The sequence below is a fragment of the Pseudomonas sp. KH_046_1 genome (genome assembly GCF_057839025.1).
Genome location: NZ_CM174481.1, coordinates 2759950 through 2781390, shown reverse-complemented (window position 1 = coordinate 2781390; position 21441 = coordinate 2759950). Strand labels below are relative to the sequence as shown.

Annotated in this window: 21 protein-coding genes; 11 read left to right on the top strand and 10 right to left on the bottom strand. The window is 61.7% G+C overall.

Features of this window, described 5'->3' with window-relative positions:
• Nucleotides 1-164: 164 nt before the first annotated feature.
• Entirely contained in the window at nt 165-1319 is a 1155-nt protein-coding gene (locus AC3IT9_RS12960) for an NnrS family protein (RefSeq protein WP_489273308.1), read from the bottom strand.
• The gene (locus tag AC3IT9_RS12955) at nt 1319-1567 is read right to left on the bottom strand and encodes a transmembrane sensor/regulator PpyR (RefSeq protein ID WP_489273307.1); all 249 of its coding nucleotides are present in this window, start codon (nt 1565-1567) and stop codon (nt 1319-1321) included. The genes AC3IT9_RS12960 and AC3IT9_RS12955 overlap by 1 nt, the downstream gene beginning before the upstream one ends.
• A gap of 267 nt (nt 1568-1834) precedes the next feature.
• Between AC3IT9_RS12955 and AC3IT9_RS12950 the strand changes: the two genes are divergently transcribed.
• Together AC3IT9_RS12950 and AC3IT9_RS12945 are read left to right on the top strand one after the other, a co-directional pair.
• On the top strand, nt 1835-2338 hold the full coding sequence (locus tag AC3IT9_RS12950) for a VOC family protein (RefSeq protein ID WP_489273306.1): 504 nt from the start codon (nt 1835-1837) through the stop codon (nt 2336-2338).
• A gap of 33 nt (nt 2339-2371) precedes the next feature.
• On the top strand, nt 2372-3205 hold the full coding sequence (locus tag AC3IT9_RS12945) for an AraC family transcriptional regulator (RefSeq protein ID WP_489273305.1): 834 nt from the start codon (nt 2372-2374) through the stop codon (nt 3203-3205).
• A 219-nt stretch (nt 3206-3424) separates the two neighbouring features.
• On the opposite strand, the gene AC3IT9_RS12940 is transcribed toward AC3IT9_RS12945, so the two are convergent.
• Both AC3IT9_RS12940 and AC3IT9_RS12935 read right to left on the bottom strand, forming a co-directional pair.
• On the bottom strand, nt 3425-4012 hold the full coding sequence (locus AC3IT9_RS12940) for a LysE family translocator (RefSeq protein ID WP_489273304.1): 588 nt from the start codon (nt 4010-4012) through the stop codon (nt 3425-3427).
• A gap of 86 nt (nt 4013-4098) precedes the next feature.
• Nucleotides 4099-5430 carry an aminotransferase-like domain-containing protein gene (locus AC3IT9_RS12935; RefSeq protein ID WP_489273303.1) on the bottom strand — a complete coding sequence of 444 codons (1332 nt, stop codon included), beginning with the start codon at nt 5428-5430 and terminating at the stop codon, nt 4099-4101.
• Nucleotides 5431-5519: 89 nt separating this feature from the next.
• Between AC3IT9_RS12935 and AC3IT9_RS12930 the strand changes: the two genes are divergently transcribed.
• From AC3IT9_RS12930 to AC3IT9_RS12910, 5 genes are all read left to right on the top strand, one after another.
• Nucleotides 5520-6416: a DMT family transporter gene (locus tag AC3IT9_RS12930; RefSeq protein WP_489273302.1), complete on the top strand. Its 897-nt coding sequence runs from the start codon at nt 5520-5522 to the stop codon at nt 6414-6416.
• 91 nt (nt 6417-6507) lie between these two features.
• Nucleotides 6508-7128, top strand: a complete 621-nt coding sequence (locus AC3IT9_RS12925) for a LysE family translocator (RefSeq protein ID WP_489273301.1) — start codon at nt 6508-6510, stop codon at nt 7126-7128.
• A gap of 182 nt (nt 7129-7310) precedes the next feature.
• Nucleotides 7311-8393: a bifunctional transcriptional activator/DNA repair enzyme AdaA gene (locus AC3IT9_RS12920; RefSeq protein WP_489273300.1), complete on the top strand. Its 1083-nt coding sequence runs from the start codon at nt 7311-7313 to the stop codon at nt 8391-8393.
• Nucleotides 8394-8429: 36 nt separating this feature from the next.
• Nucleotides 8430-9242, top strand: coding sequence for an isocitrate lyase/PEP mutase family protein (locus AC3IT9_RS12915; RefSeq protein WP_489273299.1), 813 nt, complete (start codon nt 8430-8432; stop codon nt 9240-9242).
• Nucleotides 9243-9246: 4 nt separating this feature from the next.
• Nucleotides 9247-9864: a DNA-3-methyladenine glycosylase family protein gene (locus AC3IT9_RS12910; protein WP_489273298.1), complete on the top strand. Its 618-nt coding sequence runs from the start codon at nt 9247-9249 to the stop codon at nt 9862-9864.
• Nucleotides 9865-9985: 121 nt separating this feature from the next.
• Here the strand turns inward: AC3IT9_RS12910 and AC3IT9_RS12905 are convergent, their stop codons facing one another.
• The 3 genes from AC3IT9_RS12905 to AC3IT9_RS12895 all read right to left on the bottom strand — a co-directional run bounded on the left by AC3IT9_RS12905 (nt 9986) and on the right by AC3IT9_RS12895 (nt 13195).
• Nucleotides 9986-11083, bottom strand: coding sequence for an extracellular solute-binding protein (locus AC3IT9_RS12905; RefSeq protein WP_489273297.1), 1098 nt, complete (start codon nt 11081-11083; stop codon nt 9986-9988).
• 2 nt (nt 11084-11085) lie between these two features.
• Nucleotides 11086-12210, bottom strand: a complete 1125-nt coding sequence (gene aguA / locus AC3IT9_RS12900; RefSeq protein WP_489273296.1) for an agmatine deiminase — start codon at nt 12208-12210, stop codon at nt 11086-11088.
• Between the two features lie 100 nt (nt 12211-12310).
• On the bottom strand, nt 12311-13195 hold the full coding sequence (locus AC3IT9_RS12895; RefSeq protein WP_008050806.1) for a LysR substrate-binding domain-containing protein: 885 nt from the start codon (nt 13193-13195) through the stop codon (nt 12311-12313).
• A 266-nt stretch (nt 13196-13461) separates the two neighbouring features.
• Here AC3IT9_RS12895 and AC3IT9_RS12890 point away from each other — a divergent pair, with 266 nt between their 5' ends.
• Together AC3IT9_RS12890 and AC3IT9_RS12885 are read left to right on the top strand one after the other, a co-directional pair.
• Complete coding sequence (locus tag AC3IT9_RS12890) at nt 13462-13860, top strand: PaaI family thioesterase (protein WP_150724108.1); 399 nt, start codon at nt 13462-13464, stop codon at nt 13858-13860.
• Nucleotides 13861-13911: 51 nt separating this feature from the next.
• Nucleotides 13912-14400, top strand: a complete 489-nt coding sequence (locus AC3IT9_RS12885) for a GFA family protein (RefSeq protein WP_489273295.1) — start codon at nt 13912-13914, stop codon at nt 14398-14400.
• A 36-nt stretch (nt 14401-14436) separates the two neighbouring features.
• Here the strand turns inward: AC3IT9_RS12885 and AC3IT9_RS12880 are convergent, their stop codons facing one another.
• Nucleotides 14437-15045, bottom strand: coding sequence for a MiaE family protein (locus tag AC3IT9_RS12880; RefSeq protein WP_150754679.1), 609 nt, complete (start codon nt 15043-15045; stop codon nt 14437-14439).
• 162 nt (nt 15046-15207) lie between these two features.
• On the opposite strand from AC3IT9_RS12880, the gene AC3IT9_RS12875 reads away from it, so the two are divergent.
• Nucleotides 15208-16071: a universal stress protein gene (locus AC3IT9_RS12875; RefSeq protein WP_150724111.1), complete on the top strand. Its 864-nt coding sequence runs from the start codon at nt 15208-15210 to the stop codon at nt 16069-16071.
• Between the two features lie 104 nt (nt 16072-16175).
• Here the strand turns inward: AC3IT9_RS12875 and AC3IT9_RS12870 are convergent, their stop codons facing one another.
• The gene (locus AC3IT9_RS12870; RefSeq protein WP_007937731.1) at nt 16176-16646 is read right to left on the bottom strand and encodes a DUF1289 domain-containing protein; all 471 of its coding nucleotides are present in this window, start codon (nt 16644-16646) and stop codon (nt 16176-16178) included.
• A gap of 458 nt (nt 16647-17104) precedes the next feature.
• Between AC3IT9_RS12870 and acnB the strand changes: the two genes are divergently transcribed.
• Nucleotides 17105-19705: a bifunctional aconitate hydratase 2/2-methylisocitrate dehydratase gene (gene acnB / locus AC3IT9_RS12865; protein ID WP_046037240.1), complete on the top strand. Its 2601-nt coding sequence runs from the start codon at nt 17105-17107 to the stop codon at nt 19703-19705.
• Nucleotides 19706-19786: 81 nt separating this feature from the next.
• On the opposite strand, the gene ltrA is transcribed toward acnB, so the two are convergent.
• Nucleotides 19787-21208, bottom strand: a complete 1422-nt coding sequence (ltrA, locus tag AC3IT9_RS12860; RefSeq protein WP_489273294.1) for a group II intron reverse transcriptase/maturase — start codon at nt 21206-21208, stop codon at nt 19787-19789.
• Nucleotides 21209-21441 lie beyond the last annotated feature (233 nt).

Below are 21441 nucleotides of genomic sequence, written 5' to 3'. Positions count from 1 at the left end.
TCCTCAGACTCAGGGTGATCTGAAGGGGCGTCGCTGCGGCCTTGTAAAACCTGCGCGCGCCTCGGGTTACCCCTTCAGCTAAGCGCAAATTTGCCGGCAGGCCGTGGCGCATCGACCACCGGTCATGAAAAAGCCGCCTCTAAGGGCGGCCCTGAAGGTCTTGGCTAGAGCCTCGGCCCCAATAAAATACCGGTGTAGCGCCAGACAAAAACACCGAAAGCGCTACACCACAGCAACGCCGACAGCGCCAGACCCTGACCGAAAAACGGCACCAGCCACACTCGAAACGCCCCCGCCAGCAACAACAGGGCAAACCCCGCAACGATCGCCTTTGACGGCTGCAACAAGCGCCCGGTATGCCCCAGGCTGACCCGCGCGATCATCGCCAGAACCAACCCGCCGATACCGCCGACGGCCAGCGAATGGGTGGCCAGGCTTTGCTGCGGCATCCAGCCCAGGTGCCACAGCGCCATGGCCAGCGTCGCCACCGCCAGCCAGGCGTAAGCCAGGTACAGCGACCACAGCAGCGGCACGCGCCACAGGCCGCGATCATGCCAGCGCCACAATCGCAGCAGATGCAAACCGCTGATCAACGCAAACATCAGCGCCAGCCACACCCGTGGGACGTCATTCAAACCGGCGGCAAAAGACACCGCCGCCAGCATGGCGCTGATCAGCAACACCTTGCCCGGCAACGGATGGGCCGCAGGCGTTGCGGGACGGTTCAAGCCGCGCTGGATAAAGAACGGAATCACCCGCCCGCCGATCACGCTCATCAACGCGCCCACCAGCCACAAGGCGGCCAGCACGCCATGACGCTGCAGATTGGCGTCATCAACGGCGAGCCCCAGCAACGTCAACGCCTGACACCCGGCCAGCAGCATCACCATCAACAGAATCGGATAATTCTCGCGCTTGCCCGCGGCCAGCAGATCACGCCCCAACACCCACGCCAGCAACGGCAGAAACGGAACCTGCAGGGCCAGCAGCAAGGGCACAGGTATCGGCAGGCACCAGGCCAGCCGTGCCAGTAGCCACACCAGCACCAGGCCGATCAGCGGCCAGCCCTTGAGCCCCGGCCGACCGGTCCAGTTGGGCACTGCCGTGAGCAGGAACCCAGCAATGATGGCCGTGGCAAATCCGAAAGGCATTTCATGTCGATGCCAGGCAAGCATGCCGCCCTCCGGTTGCGCACCGGGTAAACGGCCGTACAGCCACAAGACCCAGATCGCGATGGAAAGGGCCGCGAACCCGGCCCCGGCCAGAAAGAAGGGTCGAAAGCCCAGGCTGAAGACCGGTGCAGCGGATAGCCGGCGCATCAAGCCACCACCCGGACCGGGACTTGGCCCAGGTGATACTGGGAAAGCAGGCGCATGACGTAGCCGATTTTCAACAGGGTCGGGCCGACGATGGTCATGGCGTGCATGGTTACCAGCACGACGATCGAAAGATGGCCGCCGTAAAGATAGACGCCGTAAATCCCGGCCAGCAGCATTGCCAGACCCGCGCCGAGCACACGGCTCGACAATTGAAGAACGTTCCGAGGGTTGCAGAAGAAGTTGAACATTTTGCGTACTCCTGAAGGCATTCAGTTGTACGTTTACCTCATCAAGTCCCGTGCCAGGTTTTTACCCCTTCAGATCCAGGCACTTGCGCACATACGAGTCATAAAGACTCATCAGAAAAATAGTCTGTTTGACTCTCTTTAAAGTCATTTTGACTACCGGCGACGCTACCCTGCAGCAATTTTCTCGATCTACGGTACGGCCAGACGACCAGAGGCTGACTACGCTGAAAGTCCGGAACATGCGTTACCTGCAGAGGAGCTGGCACCATGCTACGCGTACAAAAACTCACGCCCTGCTTGTGGTTCGACGATCAGGCCGAAGAGGCGGCGAAATTCTATTGTTCGATCTTCGACCACTCGAAAATCACTGCCATCACCCATTACGGCCACGCCGGATTCGAGTTCCACGGCCGACCCGAGGGTTCGGTCATGACCGTCAGCTTCGAGCTCGACGGGCAGAGCTTCACCGGCCTCAACGGCGGACCGCTGTTTACATTCAGTGAGGCGGTTTCGTTTCAGGTCAATTGCCTGAGCCAGGAAGAAGTCGATCATTACTGGGGCAACCTGTCGGCCGGTGGCGTGCCCGAGGCCCAGCAATGCGGTTGGCTCAAGGACAAGTTCGGGCTGTCGTGGCAAATCGTCCCCGTGGCGATGATGGACATGATCAAAGACCCCGACACGAAGAAATCCCAACGGGCCATGCAGGCGATGATGCAGATGAAAAAACTCGATATTGCGACGTTGCAGCGCGCCTTTGACGGCGAGAGCTAATACACTCGGGCGCTGACCTGCCGAGGAGTGAGCATGAAGCACGCCGTTGCCAAGAACGCCGACAAGGCCCCGCGCTTCTGGCGCGATGATGCCCTGCCCTTCATTGAAGCCCGCTCCATCGCCGACGGGCGCGAAGTCTGCTACACCCGGCACGCCCACGAGCACTTTTCCATCGGGGCGATCACCGCCGGGCGCAGCACTTATCTGCATGAGCAGTCGGCGTTCGAGGTCAGCGTCGGCACGGTGGTGCTGATGAACCCCGGCGACGTCCACGCCTGCAACCCGATCGAAAACCAACCCTGGTCATACCTGATGCTGTACGTCGATACGCCGTGGCTGACCGATTTGCAGCATCAGCTCGGCTTCAGCGATGACGCGGCGCTTCGCCGTTTTTCGCTGACCCATACGCAGGACGCCAGCCTGTTTGCCGGCCTTGCGGGCTTGTATGAGGTGTTGGTCGATCCGCGGCAGGACGTGCTGCGCAAACACAGCGTGGCCGTGGAGTTTTTTACTGAAGTCCAGCTGCGACTCAACCCGGTCGATCAGCCGCTGCGCGAACCCAATTTCAAGCTGGAGCGTGCTGCTGACTACATCCGCGAACACTGCACGCAAACCCTCAGGCTCGAAGACATTTGCGAAGCGGCGCAACTGTCACCGTCCTACCTGATCCGCGCCTTCAAACAGCATTACGGCATGACACCCCACGCGTTCCTGGTGAACCGGCGCATCCAGTTCGCCCAGGATCAATTGCGCAGCGGCAAACTGATCGCGGACGTGGCACTGGAAGCGGGGTTCGCCGATCAGGCGCATTTTCAACGGGCGTTTAAACAGCATTTGGCGGCGACACCGGGGCAGTATCGGGGGTGAGCCTGTGGCTTTGGCTGAATCTGTGGCTTCGTTGAATCTGTGGCTTTGGCGCTGAACCTGTGGCGAGGGAGCTTGCTCCCGCTCGGCGGCGAAGCCGCCGCAAAACCTGCATGCAAGATTTCGCTGAAGGAACCCGGGGGCCGCTTCGCAGCCCAGCGGGAGCAAGCTCCCTCGCCAAAAAAACTGTGCTGCAAGCATTCTCGCCACAGCATCCGGCCGTTAAGGCAACAACAGATACACCGCACTCACCACCAGCAGCAACGCCATGGCGCGATTGAACAGGCGCATACCCGCCGGGTTGTTCAGGAACCCGCGCAAAAACGTCCCGGCATACGCCCAACAACCGACCGACACATAGCAGATCACCAGATAAATCGCCGCGAACTGCCAGACCAGCCGCGCCTCGCCATCGGCGACAAACGCGCCCATGCCGGCCACGCAGGCCAGCCAGGCCTTCGGGTTGAGCCATTGCATGATGGCGCCATACAGCATCGACGGCGCCTGGGCCGACTCACTGGCCTGCACCTGCCCATTGTCGGCCGCCAGCTTGTAGGCCATGTACAACAGAAACGCCACGCCCGCCCATTGCACCACCTGGGTCAGCGCCGGCCACCGTTGCAACAACTTATGCAGGCCCAGCCCCATCAACACCAACAACAAGACAAACCCCAGGGTGGCCCCGGCCACGTGACGCTGGCTGGCCCGGAAACCAAACCGTGCGCCGGAGCTCAACGCCACAATGTTGACCGGCCCCGGCGTGATGGAAGCGACCAGCGCAAACGCCGCCATGGACATCATCAGACTCATTGCACACCTTCTTCCATCGAGTTGAACAAGGCCCTCACGGTAAAGAGCCGAGCGGCTCGCGTATTGAAGAAAACTGCCCTGCACCGCTACGAGTAATAGCCAACGACGTTTTTAACCTTGCCCAGGGCAACCCGCAGCGAATCCATGTCCACGGAGCCCAACGCCAGGCGTATCGCATGCGGCACCTGGGTCGAAATCGCAAAGGGTTCGGCCGGCGACACCGACACCTGCTCGCGCATCAGTGCCATGGCGATCTGGTCGGCCCGGGCGTCTTCCGCCAACGGCAGCCAGATGAAGTAGGAGTTCGGGTGACTGATGGTCCTGAGCCCCGCCAGCACCTCGCGGGCCAGGGCTTGCCGGGCCCGGGCGTCCGCGCGTTTTTGCGCCTCCAGTTGGCTGACGGTGCCGTCGTCGAGCCAGGCCGTGACGATGGCGGTCATCACGCCCGGGGTGTTCCAGGTGGTCGCCATGATGGTGCGCTCGAAGGCGGCGACCCATTGCGCGGGTGCGGCGATGAAACCGACGCGCAGCCCGGTGGCGACATTCTTCGACAGGCCGGATACGTACACCGTCCTCTCCGGCGCCAGCTCGGCCAGCGGTGGCGGTACGTTTTCGGCCAGAAACGCGTAGGCCGCATCCTCGATGATCGTCAGGTCATGCTGGCGCGCAATCGCCACCAACTGCTCGCGCTGATTGAGGTCCATCACCCAGCCCAAAGGGTTGTGCAGGGTCGGCATCGAATACAGGGCCCGTACCGATCGGCTGCGGCAGAGCTTTTCCAGGGCCGGCAGATCAGGCCCGGTATCCGTGACCGGAATCGGCAAGGCTTCCAGATGCAGGGTTTCGGCCAGCGTCTTGAAACCGGGATAGGTCAGCGCATCGGCGGCGATCACATCGCCGGGCTTGAGCAGCGTCATCATCGTCACCGCCAGGCCATGCTGGGCGCCGCTGACGATCAACACCTGTTCGGCCGGCACGTTCAGCCCGCGGTCAAGCAGATGACGCGCGACCGAGGCGCGCTCGTGCAGGCGTCCCGCGTGAGGCTGGTAGCGCAGGAGGGATTCCAGGTCACCGGACAACGCCAGTTGCCGCAAGGCCGTGCGCAACAGGTCGGCCTGACCGGGCAAAGACGGGTAGTTGAAATTCAGGTCGATCATCCCCGCCGCCACCACATGCTGCGAGATGCCCTGCCCCGGCGGCAGCGAGGTTTCCCTGACAAAGGTCCCGCGTCCGGTTTCGCCGCTGACCAGGCCCATGCCCTCCAGCTCGGCATACACCCGGCTGGCGGTGACCAGTGCCAAACCGTGCTCCGTGGCCAGTTGCCGGTGGGTCGGCAGGCGCGTGCCGGGCGGCAAACGCCCGGAACGGATGTCGGCGGCAAAAGCATCCACCAGGGTCTTGTAGCGGGATCGAGGCATGTCGAGATGTATCCATGACAATTTTTTGATTGTATCGATAGTCGCTCATAGGATGAGTTTCGTGCAATCAGACAATGAGCGTGAGCCAAATGGAACGGACCTCGAACCTGCAACACCGGACGCTGGAAAACAGCACCAGCGGCTGGATCAACGGCCTGATCGGCGTGGTGATCTTCAGCGGCTCGCTACCGGCGACACGGGTGGCGGTGCTGGAGTTTGACCCGGTGTTCCTGACGGTCGCTCGCGCGACGATCGCGGCGCTCCTGGCGCTGTGCCTGCTGTGGTTATTCAAGGAAAAACGCCCGACGCGCCAGCAACTGATACCGCTGATCATCGTTGCCTTGGGCGTGGTCATCGGCTTTCCTTTGCTGACCGCGCTGGCGCTGCAATACGTGACGTCCGCACACTCCATCGTCTTCGTCGGCCTGTTGCCCCTGGCGACGGCGGTGTTCGGCGTCCTGCGCGGCGGCGAGCGGCCTCGGGCGGCGTTCTGGATTTTCTCGGTGCTGGGCAGCCTGCTGGTGGTCGGGTATGCCCTGTCCCAAGGGCTGACCGCCTCCCCTCAGGGCGACATCCTGATGCTGCTGGCCATCCTCGCCTGCGGCCTGGGTTATGCCGAAGGCGCGAAGCTGTCGCGCACCCTCGGTGGCTGGCAGGTGATCAGCTGGGCGCTGGTGCTGTCGCTGCCGGTCGTGGCGGCGCTCAGCTGGATGCGCATGCCGGCTTCGTTCACCGGCATCAGCACGCCGGCCTGGTTCAGCCTGGCTTACGTCTCGCTGTTCAGCATGCTGATCGGTTTCGTGTTCTGGTATCGCGGCCTGGCCCAAGGGGGCATCGCCGCCGTTGGGCAATTGCAGCTGCTTCAGCCGTTTTTCGGGCTGACCCTGGCCGCCACCCTGCTGCATGAACAGGTCAGCGTAGGCATGCTGGGTGTCACCGTCGCCGTGATCCTCTGCGTCGCCGCGGCGAAAAAGTTCGCCAGATAGCCCCGTGTACGGTGGTTTGCGCCCATGACTGTATGGGTCTGGTCGCGGGTGAGCCGTGATAAAAATAGCGCTCTTGCTACAGGAGCCCACCATGGACCTCGCCACCCTCACCCTGTTCCTGCCGGCCTGCTTCGCCCTCAACATGGCACCCGGCCCCAACAACCTGCTGTCGGTCAGCAACTCGACTCGCTATGGCTACCGCACCGCGTGCGTGGCCGGCATCGGCCGGTTGCTGGCGTTCGCCGGGATGATTGCCCTGGCCTCGGCGGGGTTGGCGGTGGTGCTGCAAACCTCCGAGCTGCTGTTCTACGCGATCAAGATCCTCGGCGCGGCCTACCTGTTCTACCTCGCCTGGCAATTGTGGCGTGCCGATCCGGGTGTGGAAAATGTGCTCACCACAGCGCCTGTGGGCACGCTGGCGCTGGCCCGGCAGGAATTCCTGGTCGCGGCCGGCAACCCCAAGGCGATCCTGATCTTCACCGCGTTCCTGCCGCAATTCGTCGACTCGACCCACGCCATCGGGCCGCAGTTCGTGGTGTTGGGCGCGCTGTTTCTGGTGCTGGAATGGATCGCCATCGGCGCTTACGCCTACATGGGCCTGCACATGCGCCGCTGGTTCGCCAGGCCGTCGGGCAAGCGGATGTTCAATCGTTGCTGCGCCGGGTTGTTGTCGGCGGCGGCTTCGGTACTTCTGATGGCCAGACGCGTCTGAAATGTTGGTTATCCGTGTGGGAGCGAGCCTGCTCGCGAATGCGTAGTGTCATCCAATATCGAGGTGACTGGCACGCCGCCTTCGCGAGCAGGCTCGCTCCCACAGGGTACTGTCTGTAATGAACGAAATTCGCTGTCGATTTTCCGGTGGAGGTCGCCCATGTCGCGATCTATGCTGCGCCCATGAACCTACAAAAAACGCTGCTTCCGCCCCGTGCCGAGATGGTGCGCGCCATGCTCGAGCGAGACACTTCCTACGAGGGGGTGTTCTTTACGGCGGTCAAGACCACAGGCATCTTCTGCCGCCCCGGTTGCACTGCCCGCAGCCCGAAGCCCGAGAATGTCGAGTTCTTCGCCAACGCCGAACAATGCCTGGCGGCGGGCTATCGCGCCTGCCTGCGCTGCAAACCGCTGGACACCGCCGCCAGCGCGCCGGACTGGGTGCAGACACTGTTCCGATCGGTAGACGCCGACCCGGAGCAGCGCTGGACCGACGCCCAGCTACTGGCCCAAGGCATCGAACCACTGAAACTGCGCCGCTGGTTCAAGCAGCATTTCGGCATGACCTTCCACGCCTGGCTGCGCGCCCGACGCCTGGGCATGGCGTTGGGCGGAATCAGACAGGGCGACTCCATCGATGACGTCGCCTTCGATTCCGGCTACGAGTCCCTCAGCGGTTTTCGCGATGCCTTCCAGAAATCCTTTCACATCACCCCAGGCCGCGCGGCCAACAGCGAGCCGCTGCTGTTCACGCGCCTGACCACGCCGCTGGGGCCGATGATCGCCATGGCCGAACGGCGTGGGCTGGTGCTGCTGGAGTTTCTCGACCAGGCCTCGCTGAATCCGGCGGTCGAGGCGCTGCAAAACCGTTTCGGTTATGCCGTGGCGCCGGGGCACAACGCGCATTTGCAGCAGATCGAAGCACAATTGTCTGCGTATTTCGCCGGCACGCTCACTGAGTTCAGCGTGGCCTTGCACATGCCCGGCAGCGAGTTCTCCCGCCGGGTCTGGGCTGAACTGGCGAAGATCCCCTACGGCCGGACCACCACCTACGGTGCCATCGCGGCGAGCCTGGGTAAGCCCGGTGCCAGCCGGGCCGTGGGCCTGGCCAACGGGCATAACCGCTTATCGATTGTCGTGCCCTGCCACCGAGTGATCGGCGCCGACGGCTCGTTGACCGGCTACGCTGGAGGCCAGCCGCGCAAGGCGTTTCTGCTCAGGCTGGAAAACGCAGCGGTTCAGCTCACGGAGCAATTGGCGCTCTGATCCCCCCCACAGATTTTTCATAAGGAAGGAAACTCGATGGACAGGCTCGACAATCAACTGCACCAACTGCATCAAGAAGGTTTGCTGATCCTCACCAACGTCGCCGATGCCGCCGGGGCGCGGCTGGTGGAGCAACTGGGCAACAAGGCCGTGGCCACCAGCAGCGCGGCGGTGGCCTGGGTGCATGGCTACCCGGACGGCAACACCCTGCCCCTTGAGCGCCTGGTCTCGACCGTCGAATCAATTGCCCGGGTCATTTCGGTGCCGCTGACCGTGGACATCGAAGCCGGCTATTCCGATGACCTGGAACGGGTGGCCCGGGTCATTGATGCAGTAATCGCCGCCGGCGCTGTCGGGATCAATATCGAAGACGGCTCCTCGCCGCCGGAGTTGCTGGTACGCAAGATTGAGATCGCGCGCCAGGTGGCTGACCGGCGCAACGTGAACCTGTTTATCAATGCGCGCACCGATGTCTACCTGCGGGGCCTGGTGCCTGCCGAAGACCGCGTCGCCGAAACCCTCAGGCGCGCCGCGCTGTATCAGGCGGCCGGTGCCAATGGTCTGTTTGCCGCAGGCGTTACCGCGGAGTACGAGATCAAGGCGCTGTGCCAGGGCACCTCCCTGCCGCTGAATGTGCTGGGGTTCCCGGGCCTGCCGTCGCCCGAAGCTCTTGAAGCACTCGGCGTACGCCGCCTGACTGCAGGTTCGGGCATCGCCGAGTTCCTCTACGGCGCCATGGCCGGCATCGCCAAAAGCTTTCTGCAAACCGGCAAGTTCGATAGCCACGACCTGAAGGCTTTGACCTATGGCGAAGTAAACGCCTTGTTGAAACCGTCCGGGAAAGCCTGAGCCCATGGCCGACGGCTATCAGGCGGCCAGTGCCTTCCTGGCCGCCATCGATGACGACTGGCGCCGCCACATCGACGCCATCGGCCCGTGCCTGCACCAGCCGCATGCGGCGCGTGACCCGTATGAGTCGCTGGTGCGGGCGATTGCCTATCAGCAACTGCATACCAAGGCCGGCGATGCGATTGTCGGCCGGCTGCTGGCGCTGTTCGGTTCGGATTCGTTTCCCCGGCCTGAACAGATCGTCGCCACGGATTTCGACCGATTGCGCAGTTGCGGGTTTTCCGCGAGCAAGATCACGACCATTCAGGGCATCGCCCAAGCGTCGCTGGACGGCGTGGTGCCGGATTACGCCACGGCGTTGGCCATGGACGATGAAGCGCTGATCGAGCGCTTGATCACCCTGCGCGGCGTGGGTCGCTGGACCGTGGAGATGCTGCTGATCTACAGCCTGGAGCGGCCGGATATCCTGCCGGCCGACGACTTTGGCGTGCGCGAGGGTTATCGACGGCTCAAGGGGCTGGAGGTGCAGCCGACGCGCAAGCAGATGATCGAGATCGGGTTGGCGTGGAGCCCTTATCGGACGGTGGCGGCGTGGTATTTGTGGCGGGTGCCCAACCGGTAGACCGCGTTATCGTTCATCGCAGGCAAGCCAGCTCCCACAGGTCTTATGTCGAACACAAAACCTGTGGGAGCGGGCTTGCCCGCGATGGCGTCAGCACATTCAGCACATTATTCGGCGCCAATCACAACCCCGACTTCAACCGACTGAACGCCCGGATCAGCGCCCGGTTGAACGCCTTGCCATTGTCATTCTTGCTGTACAGCGAAGCCCTGACCGCAGCCGTCGGATAGGTCCCCGGATCGTTGCGAATCGCGGGATCGATCAAGCCGTCCGCCGCCGTGATCGCATTGGCGTAATGGATGCTGTCGGTGATCGGCGCAATCACCTCCGGGGTCATCAGGTAGTCCATCAATGCCAGGCCGGCCTTCGGGTGCGGCGCGTCCTTGGGAATGACCATGGCATCGAACCAGATCAACGTGCCCTCCTGCGGAATCCGGTACTTGAGCGAATACGGCTTGCCCGCAGCCTCGGCCTGGCCCGCCGCGATGGCCACGTTGCCGTTCCACGACATCGCCACGCAGGTGTTGCCGTTGGCCAGGTCGCTGATGTTCAGGTCGTTATCGAAGTAGCGAATGTACGGCCGAATCTTCGCCAGTTGCTGCTCGGCCAGCTTCAGGTCATCGAGGTTCTGGCGGTTGATGTCCAGGCCCATGTATTTCATGACCGCCGCAAACACTTCGTTGGGATCGTTGAGCAGGCTGACCCCGCAATCGGCGAATTTCGACACCACGGCCGGGTCGAACAGCATCGCCCAACTGTCGGTCGGCGCGTCTGGCAGGCGCTGTTTCACCGCCTGCTCCTGATAACCCACGCCCGTGGTGCCCCAGGCGTAGATCCCGGCGTAGCGGTTGCCCGGATCGAACACCGCCATGTGCTGGCGAAACTCCTCGCCGACCCCGGCCAAATGCGGCAGTTGCTGCTTGTCGACCGTCTGCACCGCGCCACTCTCGATGGCGCGGGACAGATGCTGCCCCGCCGTCAGCACCAGATCGTAGCCACTGCGGCCGGTGAGCAGCTTGGTCTCGACGGTTTCCAGGGAGTCGAAGTGGTCGACCACCACATGGATGCCGGTTTTCGCTTCAAAATTCTTCAAGGTGTCCGGGGCCAGGTACTCGCCCCAGATGTACAGATTGACCACCGGTTTGGTGGTTTCGGCGGCCTGCACACACAGGGGTGCAAGCACCAGCAGTATTGCTTGAGTCAGTTTGTGCAGGCCCATGATCACACTCCTTTCTTGTTGGAGTGGGTGGCTGCGTACTGCGGCATGGTGATGCACGCGACGTTGCCGCCACCGAGGAGGATTTCCCGGGAGTTTTCGATGCCGACGATGCTGTGTTTCGGGAACAGCTCGGCCAGGGTCGCCAGCGCCACCTTGTCGTTGCGATCACCGAACAGCGGCACCACGATCGAACTGTTGCCGGCGTAGTAGTTGATGTACGACGCGCAGATCTTCGTCCCGGCCTGACGGGTATGGGTGCTGTCCTGCTGGTCCAGGCCTTCGGCTTCTTCGGCGGTCCACTCCAGCACATCCGGCTGCGGCAGCTTGTGCACGATCAACTCGCGGCCGCGACTGTCGCGGGTGCTGCGCAGGATGTCGTAGGCCTCCTGATAGATTTCCCACTGCGGGTCGTCGCGGTTGTCGGTCCATTGCAGCACCACTTCACCGGGGCGCACGAAACACGCGAGGTCGTCGACGTGGCCATCGGTTTCGTCGAACTTGCAGCCCCGTGGCAGCCAGATCACCTGCTCGGCACCCAGGTAATCGGTCAGGCGACGGGTGACTTCGGCCTTGCCCAGATGCTGGTTGCGATTACGGTTGAGCAGGCATTGTTCGGTGGTCAGGATGCTGCCCTGGCCGTCGCTCTGGATGCCGCCCAGTTCGGCGATCAACGGCGCTCGATAGCGGTCGAAGCGTTCGATTTCGAGAATCTTGCTGGCGATCTGGTCGTCCTTGTCCCACGGGTAGTACAGGCCACCGTCGAGCCCGCCATAGGCGTTGAACTCGAAGTCGACGCCGCGCACTTCGCCGCTCTGATCGTTGACCACAAAGCACGGGCCGCTGTCACGAAACCAGGTGTCGTTGCAGGTCATTTCCACCACGCGCACTTGCGGCGGCAACTGTCGGCGCGCGGTGGCGAACTGTGCCGCCGAGGCGCACACGGTCACCGGTTCGCTCATGGAAATGGCGGTGACGATCTGCACCCAGACTTTCTGCGCCGGTTTGGCACCGTTGCGCCAGACGTCGGTGCGCTCCGGCCAGCCGAGCCAGCAACCGGACTTGGCTTCGAATTCGCCGGGCAGACGGAAACCGTCCAGTTTGGGAGTGGTGTCGAGCAAACGGGCCATGGTCAAACCTCTTCAGCAGGGATTGGAATGACCACAGGCTAAGGGCGTTGGCGACTGGCTCGCCAACGATGATTATTTCGGAATACTTGAATCTAACTCATCAATCGAGCAATTGATCGTTGAACCATTCCAGCATCTGCGCCACCGCCGGACGCTCCAGCCGCACCCGCTCGCACACCAGCGCATATTGGCCCAACGCGGTCATGCTCGAGGTGAACGGCCGCACCAGACGCCCGCTGAGCAAATCTTCCTGGGCCGTCAGGTTGTCGCCCATGGCCACGCCCTGCCCTTGGGCCGCGGCCTCCAGTGCCAGCCCGGCATGGGCGAAATACAGTTGACGGTCCGGGCGTTGGTCGCCGGCATGGCTGGTGAGCCACGCAGTCCAGGTCTTGCCGTCCTGGTCGTCGTGCAGCAGACAGTGGCGGGCCAGGTCCTTCGGGGTTTTCAGTGTGCCCTGGTTGAACAGGCCGGGGCTGCACACCGGGAAGAACTGCAACGCCGGCAGCGGCCGGACGAAATACGCTGAGCTGTCCACCGGACCGGTGCCGTAGGTGATCGCCAGGTCGATGTCTTCCCCGGGCGCCGTGGCATCGATCGGCTGTTCGTACAGATGCAAGGTGATGTGCGGGTAGCGCGCATAGAAATCCGTGAGCCGGCTCATCAGCCACTTTTGCGCCAGTTCGGCGGTGACCGCCAGACGCAATACCGCCAGGGATGAAGGGTCGCGCAGTTCATCGCAGGCATCGCCAATCAGCTCGAACGCCTGCTGCAAGCTCTGCATCAGGCGCCCGGCGGCCAGGGTCGGGCGAATCTGCCGGCCCTCGCGCACGAACAGCGGCACGCCCAATTGCTCTTCAAGCTGGCGAATCTGGTGGCTGACCGCGCTGTCGGTGACACACAACTCGGCGGCCGCCCGACCGAAATGGGCGTGGCGGGCGGCGCATTCGAAGGTTCGCAGGGCTGCCAGGGAAGGTAATCGTCGCATCAGGTCATGTCCCGGTTTCGAGGCGGACATGCTGAATTGACAGACGGTGGGTGTCCAGTGGGACCGCGTTATCGTTCTTCGTCGGAACGCCGCCCGGAGCAAGCCCGCTCCCACATTTGGAACGCAATCCCCCTGTGGGGGCGGGCTTGCTCGCGAAGGGGCCAACCCATTCACCACCCATCCAACGGGCTATCACGCTGGCTGATCAACGATGACACTCCCCCCAAACCCGGCGCATGTTGAACCCTCAACCGGAGGGATTCGCCATGCTCAACACACTCAAGCACATCAACTCGACATCAGCCTTCAACCGCTGGGCCGGCTTCGAAGTCACCCGCGCCGAAACTGGCGAGGCCGAGCTCACCATGGCCTTTCGCGAAAACGACATGGCGCAATATGCCGGTTTCCTGCATGCCGGCCTGATTGGCGCGATGCTCGACACAGCCTGTGGCTTCGCGGCTGGCACCGTGGCGGGCAACGTGCTGGCGTCACACTTTTCAGTCAACTGCCTGGCGCCTGCCATCGGTGAAGTGTTCATCGCCCGGGGCCGGGTGGTGAAGGCTGGCAAGAAACAGGTATTTGCCCGCGCCGAGCTGTTCGCGCAGACCGGTGATCAACTGAAACTGGTGGCGACCGGCGACGCGATTCTGGTGCCGGTCGAGTAGCCCTGACGGTCTAGGCTGTTCGGGGTACGTTCCAGACAGCAGGAGGTTCCCATGCAACTCGAAGGTTCCTGCCATTGCGGCGCGGTGTCGTTCAGTTTGACCAGCGCCCACCCCTACCCTTACCAGCGCTGCTACTGCTCGATCTGCCGCAAGACCCAGGGCGGTGGCGGCTATACGATCAACCTCGGTGGCGATGCCGCCAGCCTCAAGGTTCGTGGACGCAAACACATCGCGATTTACCATGCGCGGCTCAAGGAAGACGGCGACAAACGCGCCCACAGCAGCACCGCCGAGCGGCATTTCTGCTCGGTTTGCGGTTCGGGTCTGTGGTTGTTCAGTCCGCAGTGGCCGGAGTTGATTCACCCGTTCGCCTCGGCCATCGACACCCCGCTGCCGGTGCCGCCGGAGCACACGCACCTGATGCTCGGCTCAAAGGCGCCATGGGTGGAGGTCCAGGCGCTGCCCGGGGATCAGCAGTTCGATGTGTACCCCGAAGAGTCCATTGCGCAATGGCATGAACGCTTGGGGTTGGGTCGCTAGGTCCAGCGCGACGAGGTCTTGAGCGCTATTCGAATCTCACGCTGCGGCTGGTACGCCACTGTGGAAACGAAATTCCACGTCCGGCGATTCGATCAGTTCCTGCTCGGCGGCGCGGACCTTGTCGATCACATGCGCAATGTCCCTGGCGTCGCCGTACTGGTAGGCCAGTTTCAGGTAGCCCTGGAAATGCCGGGCCTCGCTCTTGAGTAGACCGAAATAGAACTTGCCCAGTTCTTCGTCCAGGTGCGGCACCAGTGCTTCGAAACGCTCGCAACTGCGGGCCTCGATGAAGGCGCCGACCACCAGGGTGTCCACCAGTTTCACCGGCTCGTGACTGCGTACCACCTTGCGCAGCCCCGACGCGTAACGCCCGGCGGACAGCTGGCGCAGTTCGATCTTGCGTCGCTTCATCAGGCGCATGACCTGTTCGTGGTGCACCAGCTCTTCCCGGGCCAGGCGCGACATCATGTTGATCAGATCGACGTGGGAGTGATACTTGGCGATCAGGCTCAACGCGGTGCTGGCGGCCTTGAATTCGCAGTTCTTGTGGTCGATCAGCAGGGTTTCCTGATCGGCCAGCGCGGCCTCGATCCAGCCGTCGGGGGTGCGGCAGCCAAGGAACTCGTGAATTTCGGGAAGGATCATGGGGCTCACGGAAAAATAGGTTCAAAACGAAGGGCGCCGATTATACCGGCCTGCCCGCAGACCACCAGTCGCCAACCGTTGATATGCATCAAGTCCCCGAATCGCAGACAGCAACTATAGTTGTGCAACGCCGTGCTTTTTTATTTTCAGGAGATCGCGCACATGCAAGCCGTTCGCAGCATTCTGGTGGTCATCGACCCCGAGCATTCCGAAAGCCTGGCGCTCAAACGGGCGAAGTTGATCGCCGGTGTGACCCAGGCACAGTTGCATCTGCTGGTGTGCGACCCCAAGCACGATCACAGTGGCATGTTGGGTGTGCTCAAGGCCGCTTTACTGGAAGACGGTTACAACATCACCACTGAGCAAGCCTGGAATCAGAGCCTGCATCAAACCATCATCGATGTGCAGCAAGCCGAAGGCTGCGGTCTTGTGGTGAAGCAACACTTTCCCGACAGCGCACTGAAAAAGGCCCTGCTGACACCCGAGGACTGGAAATTGCTGCGCCAATGCCCTTCCCCTGTACTGTTGGTGAAAACCGCTGGTTCATGGAAAGACAAAGTGATCCTGGCAGCTGTCGACGTTGGCAACACCGACCTCGAACACCGCCACCTGCACGACACCATCATTGATCATGGCTATGACATCGCCACCCTGGCCAAGGCCCACTTGCATGTGATCAGCGCCCACCCGTCGCCGATGCTGTCGTCGGCCGACCCGACGTTTCAACTCAGCGAAACCATCCAGGCGCGCTACCGCGAGCAATGCAAGTCGTTCCAGGCGGAATTCGACATCGACGATGATCACCTGCACATCGAGGAAGGCCCGGCGGATGTGCTGATTCCGTTCATGGTGCACAAGCTGCAGGCGGCGGTGACGGTGATCGGTACCGTGGCCCGTAGCGGATTGTCCGGGACCTTGATCGGTAATACGGCGGAAGTGGTGCTCGATGCGGTGGAGAGCGACGTGCTGGTGCTCAAGCCGACGGAAGTGGCGGATCACCTTGAGGAGATTGCCGACAAACATTGAGATTTGTGGTGTTCGGCCGGACGCCATCGCGAGCAAGCTCGCTCCCACACTGGATCTGTGTCGCTCACAAATCCCCTGTGGGAGCGAGCCTGCTCGCGATGCTCTTAGCCGCCAAACGCATCCTTGAGAAACCCCGGCGCAATGTAGCGCTGGTAATGAGCCTCGGAGAGCAGGAAAAATTCCCGATCAATGGCGTCGCGCAATTCCGGCAGGTTCCAGTCGCGAAATTCCGGCAGCAACACCATCCCGTAGGCTTCCAGGTTGTTGATCACCCGCGCGCCCCGGGCGATCAACTGGTAGGCCCAGCAATATTCCGACTGATGGGGCACGAAGCGGATCTTGCGTTGCTCCAGCTGCATTCTCAGCAGTGCCGGATCGAAAATTTCCACCTTGGCGGCCATCACCTGCGACAGCAACTGCTCAAGACGCAGCCATACCGCGCGCTTTTCTTCCTCGTTGTAACCGTTCCAGTGGATCACTTCGTGGTGGAAACGCTTGCAGCCACGGCACACCAGGTCACCGTAAACAGTGGAGCAGAGGCCGACGCAGGGTGTCTTGATGGTCTGATTGGGCATAGATAGGCAAAAACGCGAAAAAGCAGGACAGGCCGGCATGTTAGCCCTTTGTCGGCCATTGATCACCCCTCATAGTTCAGGGCCCATGGAGAATCGGGCTCTGGTGACTGCCTCCACCAAAGTCCAATAAACACTGACTTACCTTTAATTTTTTTTTGCCGTAGAATCAGCCTGCCTTTTTAGGCGCCAATGTCCGTTAGAAGCTGTTTTCAAAGCGTCACGAGCACAGTCGTTCCTTCAGAGCGGTGTTGGCGAGGGGTTTTTCCAGCGGGGAAAAGCCCAACGCCAACCCTCATCAGCTCCCGTTCTGCAGGCGTAAAACTTTGAAAGCAGCTTCTGTAAGGAATTGTCGGTAATTCTGGCTAAGTGGCTCACAACGCCATGCAGCGCATGAGTACGGCAATTTCGGGATGAGCGTCCCGGACACCCATTTGGGACCACTGATGAGGGTAATAACTGTGCTTGAAGCCTACCGCAAACATATCGAAGAGCGCGCAGCACTGGGTATCGTTCCCCAGCCGCTAAACGCCGAACAAACTGCAGGCCTGGTCGAGCTGCTGAAAAATCCCCCGGCTGGCGAAGAAGCATTCCTCGTTGACCTGATCACCAATCGCGTTCCACCAGGCGTGGACGAAGCAGCCTATGTAAAGGCCGGCTTCCTGTCCGCCATCGCCAAAGGCGAAGCCAAATCCCCCCTGATCGACAAGAAGCGCGCTGTTGAACTGCTCGGCACCATGCAGGGCGGCTACAACATCGTGACCCTGGTTAACCTGCTGGACGACGCCGAACTGGCTCCAGTAGCTGCCAAAGAACTCAAGCACACCCTGCTGATGTTCGACGCCTTCCACGACGTCGCTGAAAAAGCCAAGAACGGTAACGTTCACGCCCAAGGCGTGCTGCAATCCTGGGCTGACGGCGAGTGGTTCGTGAAGCGCCCGACCCTGGCCGACAAGATCAGCCTGCGCGTGTTCAAGGTCACCGGCGAAACCAACACCGACGACCTGTCCCCTGCCCCTGATGCCTGGTCCCGTCCAGACATCCCGCTGCACGCCCTGGCCATGCTGAAAATGGCTCGCGACGGCATCGTGCCTGACGCACAAGGCGTCACCGGCCCGATGAAGCAGATCGAAGAAATGCGCAACGCCGGCTTCCCTATCGCCTACGTCGGTGACGTGGTCGGTACCGGTTCTTCGCGTAAATCGGCAACCAACTCCGTACTGTGGTTCTTCGGCGACGACGTTCCTTATGTACCGAACAAGCGTGCCGGCGGTTTCTGCTTCGGCAGCAAGATCGCTCCGATCTTCTACAACACCATGGAAGATGCCGGCGCACTGCCAATCGAGTTCGACGTTTCCAACATGCACATGGGCGACGTGATCGACCTGTACCCGCATGCTGGCAAAGTCTGCAAGCACGGCACCGACGAAGTCCTGACCACCTTCGAAATGAAGACCCCGGTCCTGTTGGACGAAGTTCGCGCTGGCGGCCGTATTCCGCTGATCATCGGCCGTGGCCTGACCGAAAAGGCTCGCACCGAGCTGGGTCTGCCACCTTCGACCCTGTTCAAGAAGCCTGAAGCACCGGCTGAAAGCACCAAGGGCTTCACCCTGGCGCAGAAAATGGTCGGCAAGGCTTGCGGCGTGACCGGCGTTCGTCCGGGCACCTACTGCGAACCGAAGATGACCACTGTGGGCTCCCAGGACACCACCGGTCCCATGACCCGTGACGAACTCAAAGACCTGGCGTGCCTGGGCTTCTCGACCGACCTGGTGATGCAGTCCTTCTGCCACACCGCGGCTTATCCAAAGCCGATCGACGTGACCACCCACCACACCCTGCCTGACTTCATCATGACCCGCGGCGGCGTTTCCCTGCGTCCGGGCGACGGCATCATCCACTCGTGGCTGAACCGCATGCTGCTGCCAGACACCGTCGGTACCGGTGGTGACTCCCACACCCGTTTCCCGATCGGCATCTCGTTCCCGGCCGGTTCCGGTCTGGTTGCGTTCGCCGCTGCCACCGGCGTCATGCCGCTGGACATGCCTGAGTCGATCCTGGTTCGCTTCAAAGGCGAACTGCAGCCAGGCGTCACCCTGCGTGACCTGGTTCACGCCATTCCTTACTACGCGATCCAGGCTGGCCTGCTGACCGTAGAGAAGAAAGGCAAGAAGAACGCCTTCTCCGGTCGCATCCTGGAGATCGAAGGTCTGCCTAAACTGACCGTCGAGCAAGCGTTCGAACTGTCTGACGCCTCGGCTGAACGTTCGGCTGCCGGTTGCACCATCCAGCTGTCCAAAGAGTCGATTGCCGAATACCTGCAGTCCAACATCACCCTGCTGCGCTGGATGATCGGCGAAGGCTACGGCGATGCACGCACTCTGGAACGTCGCGCTCAAGCAATGGAAGCCTGGCTGGCCAACCCTGAGCTGCTGCAAGCGGACAAAGACGCTGAATACGCTGAAATCATCGAGATCGACCTGGCCGACATCAAGGAGCCTGTGCTCTGCGCGCCAAACGACCCGGACGACGCTCGCCTGCTCTCCAGCGTTGCTGGCGAGAAGATCGACGAAGTGTTCATCGGTTCGTGCATGACCAACATCGGTCACTTCCGCGCTGCCGGCAAGTTGCTGGAGCAGGTCAAGGGTCAGCTGCCAACCCGTCTGTGGCTGTCGCCGCCGACCAAGATGGACGCTCACCAGCTGACCGAAGAAGGCTACTACGGCATCTACGGCAAGGCCGGCGCGCGCATGGAAATGCCGGGCTGCTCGCTGTGCATGGGTAACCAGGCACGTGTAGAGCCGAACTCGACCGTTGTGTCGACTTCGACCCGTAACTTCCCGAACCGTCTGGGTGACGGCGCGAACGTCTACCTGGCTTCGGCCGAGCTGGCGTCCGTGGCGTCCATCCTGGGTCGCCTGCCGACCGTCGAGGAGTACATGGAATACGCTGGCAAGATCGACAGCATGGCGGCCGATGTCTACCGCTACCTGTCCTTCGACCAGATCGCCGAGTTCCGTGAAGCTGCTGCGAACGCCAACATCCCGGTCGTTCAAGCCTAACGTTGCAACGATCGAGTAGGAGGCGGCTTCACAGCCGCCGTCCTCTCACACCACCGTACGTACGGGTCCGTATACGGCGGTTCAGGTTATGCGGTTAAGCCGTTTTATCGTATCCAGTATTGGGACCAGCCCCAGGCTGTCCCACAGCTTCTTCGGCAGCGCGTGATTCATATGTGACGCTCCCGAATTCCACCATGGCCCGCGCCCGTTGAACGCTGATTTGCAGGCGCGTGCTTCGCTGATCCCCAGACGTATCAGGTTGCGCGCCCTCGTTGGGCGCTGCTTCCATTGACGCCAAATGACACAGCGAAGTTTACGGCGCATCCAGCCATCCAACGCCTCAAGGGGGCGGTTGCTCTGGCTGAGCTTGAAGTAACCCGCCCAACCACGTAGCACCGGGTTAATCCGCTCAATGACGCTTGCCATCTTGTGGCCCCGCGCTCCGCGCAGCAGTTCTCTGAGCCGATCGCGCAAGCGATTCAGGCTCATCGTAGCTACTTTCAGCTTCGGCTGTTTATGCAGGCTCATCCCGTAACCCAAATAATCACACGCCCACGGCCGTGCTACTCGGCTCTTTTCCTGATTCAACGTCAGTTTCAGGCGTTGATTCAGGAAGCGCTCAACCCTGACCAGCACTCGCTCGCCAGCACGACGACTGCGCACATAAATGTTGGCGTCGTCGGCATAGCGTACAAAGCGATGGCCCCGCCGTTCCAGCTCGCGGTCGAGTTCATTGAGCAGGATGTTCGACAACAACGGTGAGAGCGGGCCGCCTTGCGGCGTCCCTTCCTGCCGTCGGCTGGCGATCCCGCCCGACATCATTCCCGCTTCGAGATAACGACGGATCAGCATAAGCACACGTTTATCTTCGATTTGACGCTCGATGTAAGCCATCAATACATCGTGGTTGACCCGATCAAAGAACTTCTCCAGATCGAGTTCCACGCACCAGCGGTGGCCCGCCGCCACATGGGCGCGGGCGGTTTCGATGGCTTGATGAGCGCTTCTGCCCGGACGAAAGCCGTAGCTGTAGTCCGAAAACAGCGGATCGAAGATTGGCGTGAGCTGTTGCAGCAGCGCCTGCTGGATCAGGCGATCCACGACGCTGGGGATACCCAGCTGTCTTGTACCGCCTTTGGGTTTGGGGATATCGACGGCGCGTACACCTTGCGGGTGGTATTCGCCGGCCAGCAGCCGAGTCTTGAGGATCGGCCAATACTGTTTCACGTAGCCCGCCAGCTGGTCGACCGTCATGCCATCGGCACCCGGTGCGCCCTTGTTGCTGACCACGCGTTGATACGCACGCTTGAGGTTGGCGGGTGCAAGCACCCGCACCATCAGCGTGTCCGGCTCCGCGTTCGTCCACGCCACAGACGCCGTCGATGTTTGCGCCCTGTCAGCCTTCATCCTCGGATACCGTCCAGGACCTGGGGTAACAGTTTTCTCTTGGAGAATATTCTGCGTTTCAACATTCGACGAGACTCTGACGCCTACTGGCGGCATAACCTGTTCGGCCCTTGGTGACGCGGTAATCCGCCACTTACTACGGCCTCAGCTGACTTCTGTGGGCTCATCCCGTCGCCTCTCGACGCTCGGTAGCACAGTGGCAAACCCACAGATCTCCCAGGGTAATTCGCGCGACCTTCCTGCTTATGCCTGTCGGATCTACGTCACAGCGTTCCGTGCAAGTATTGGGCTTTGAAGATATTGGCCTTCTTACCCCGCTGCGCCGCCTC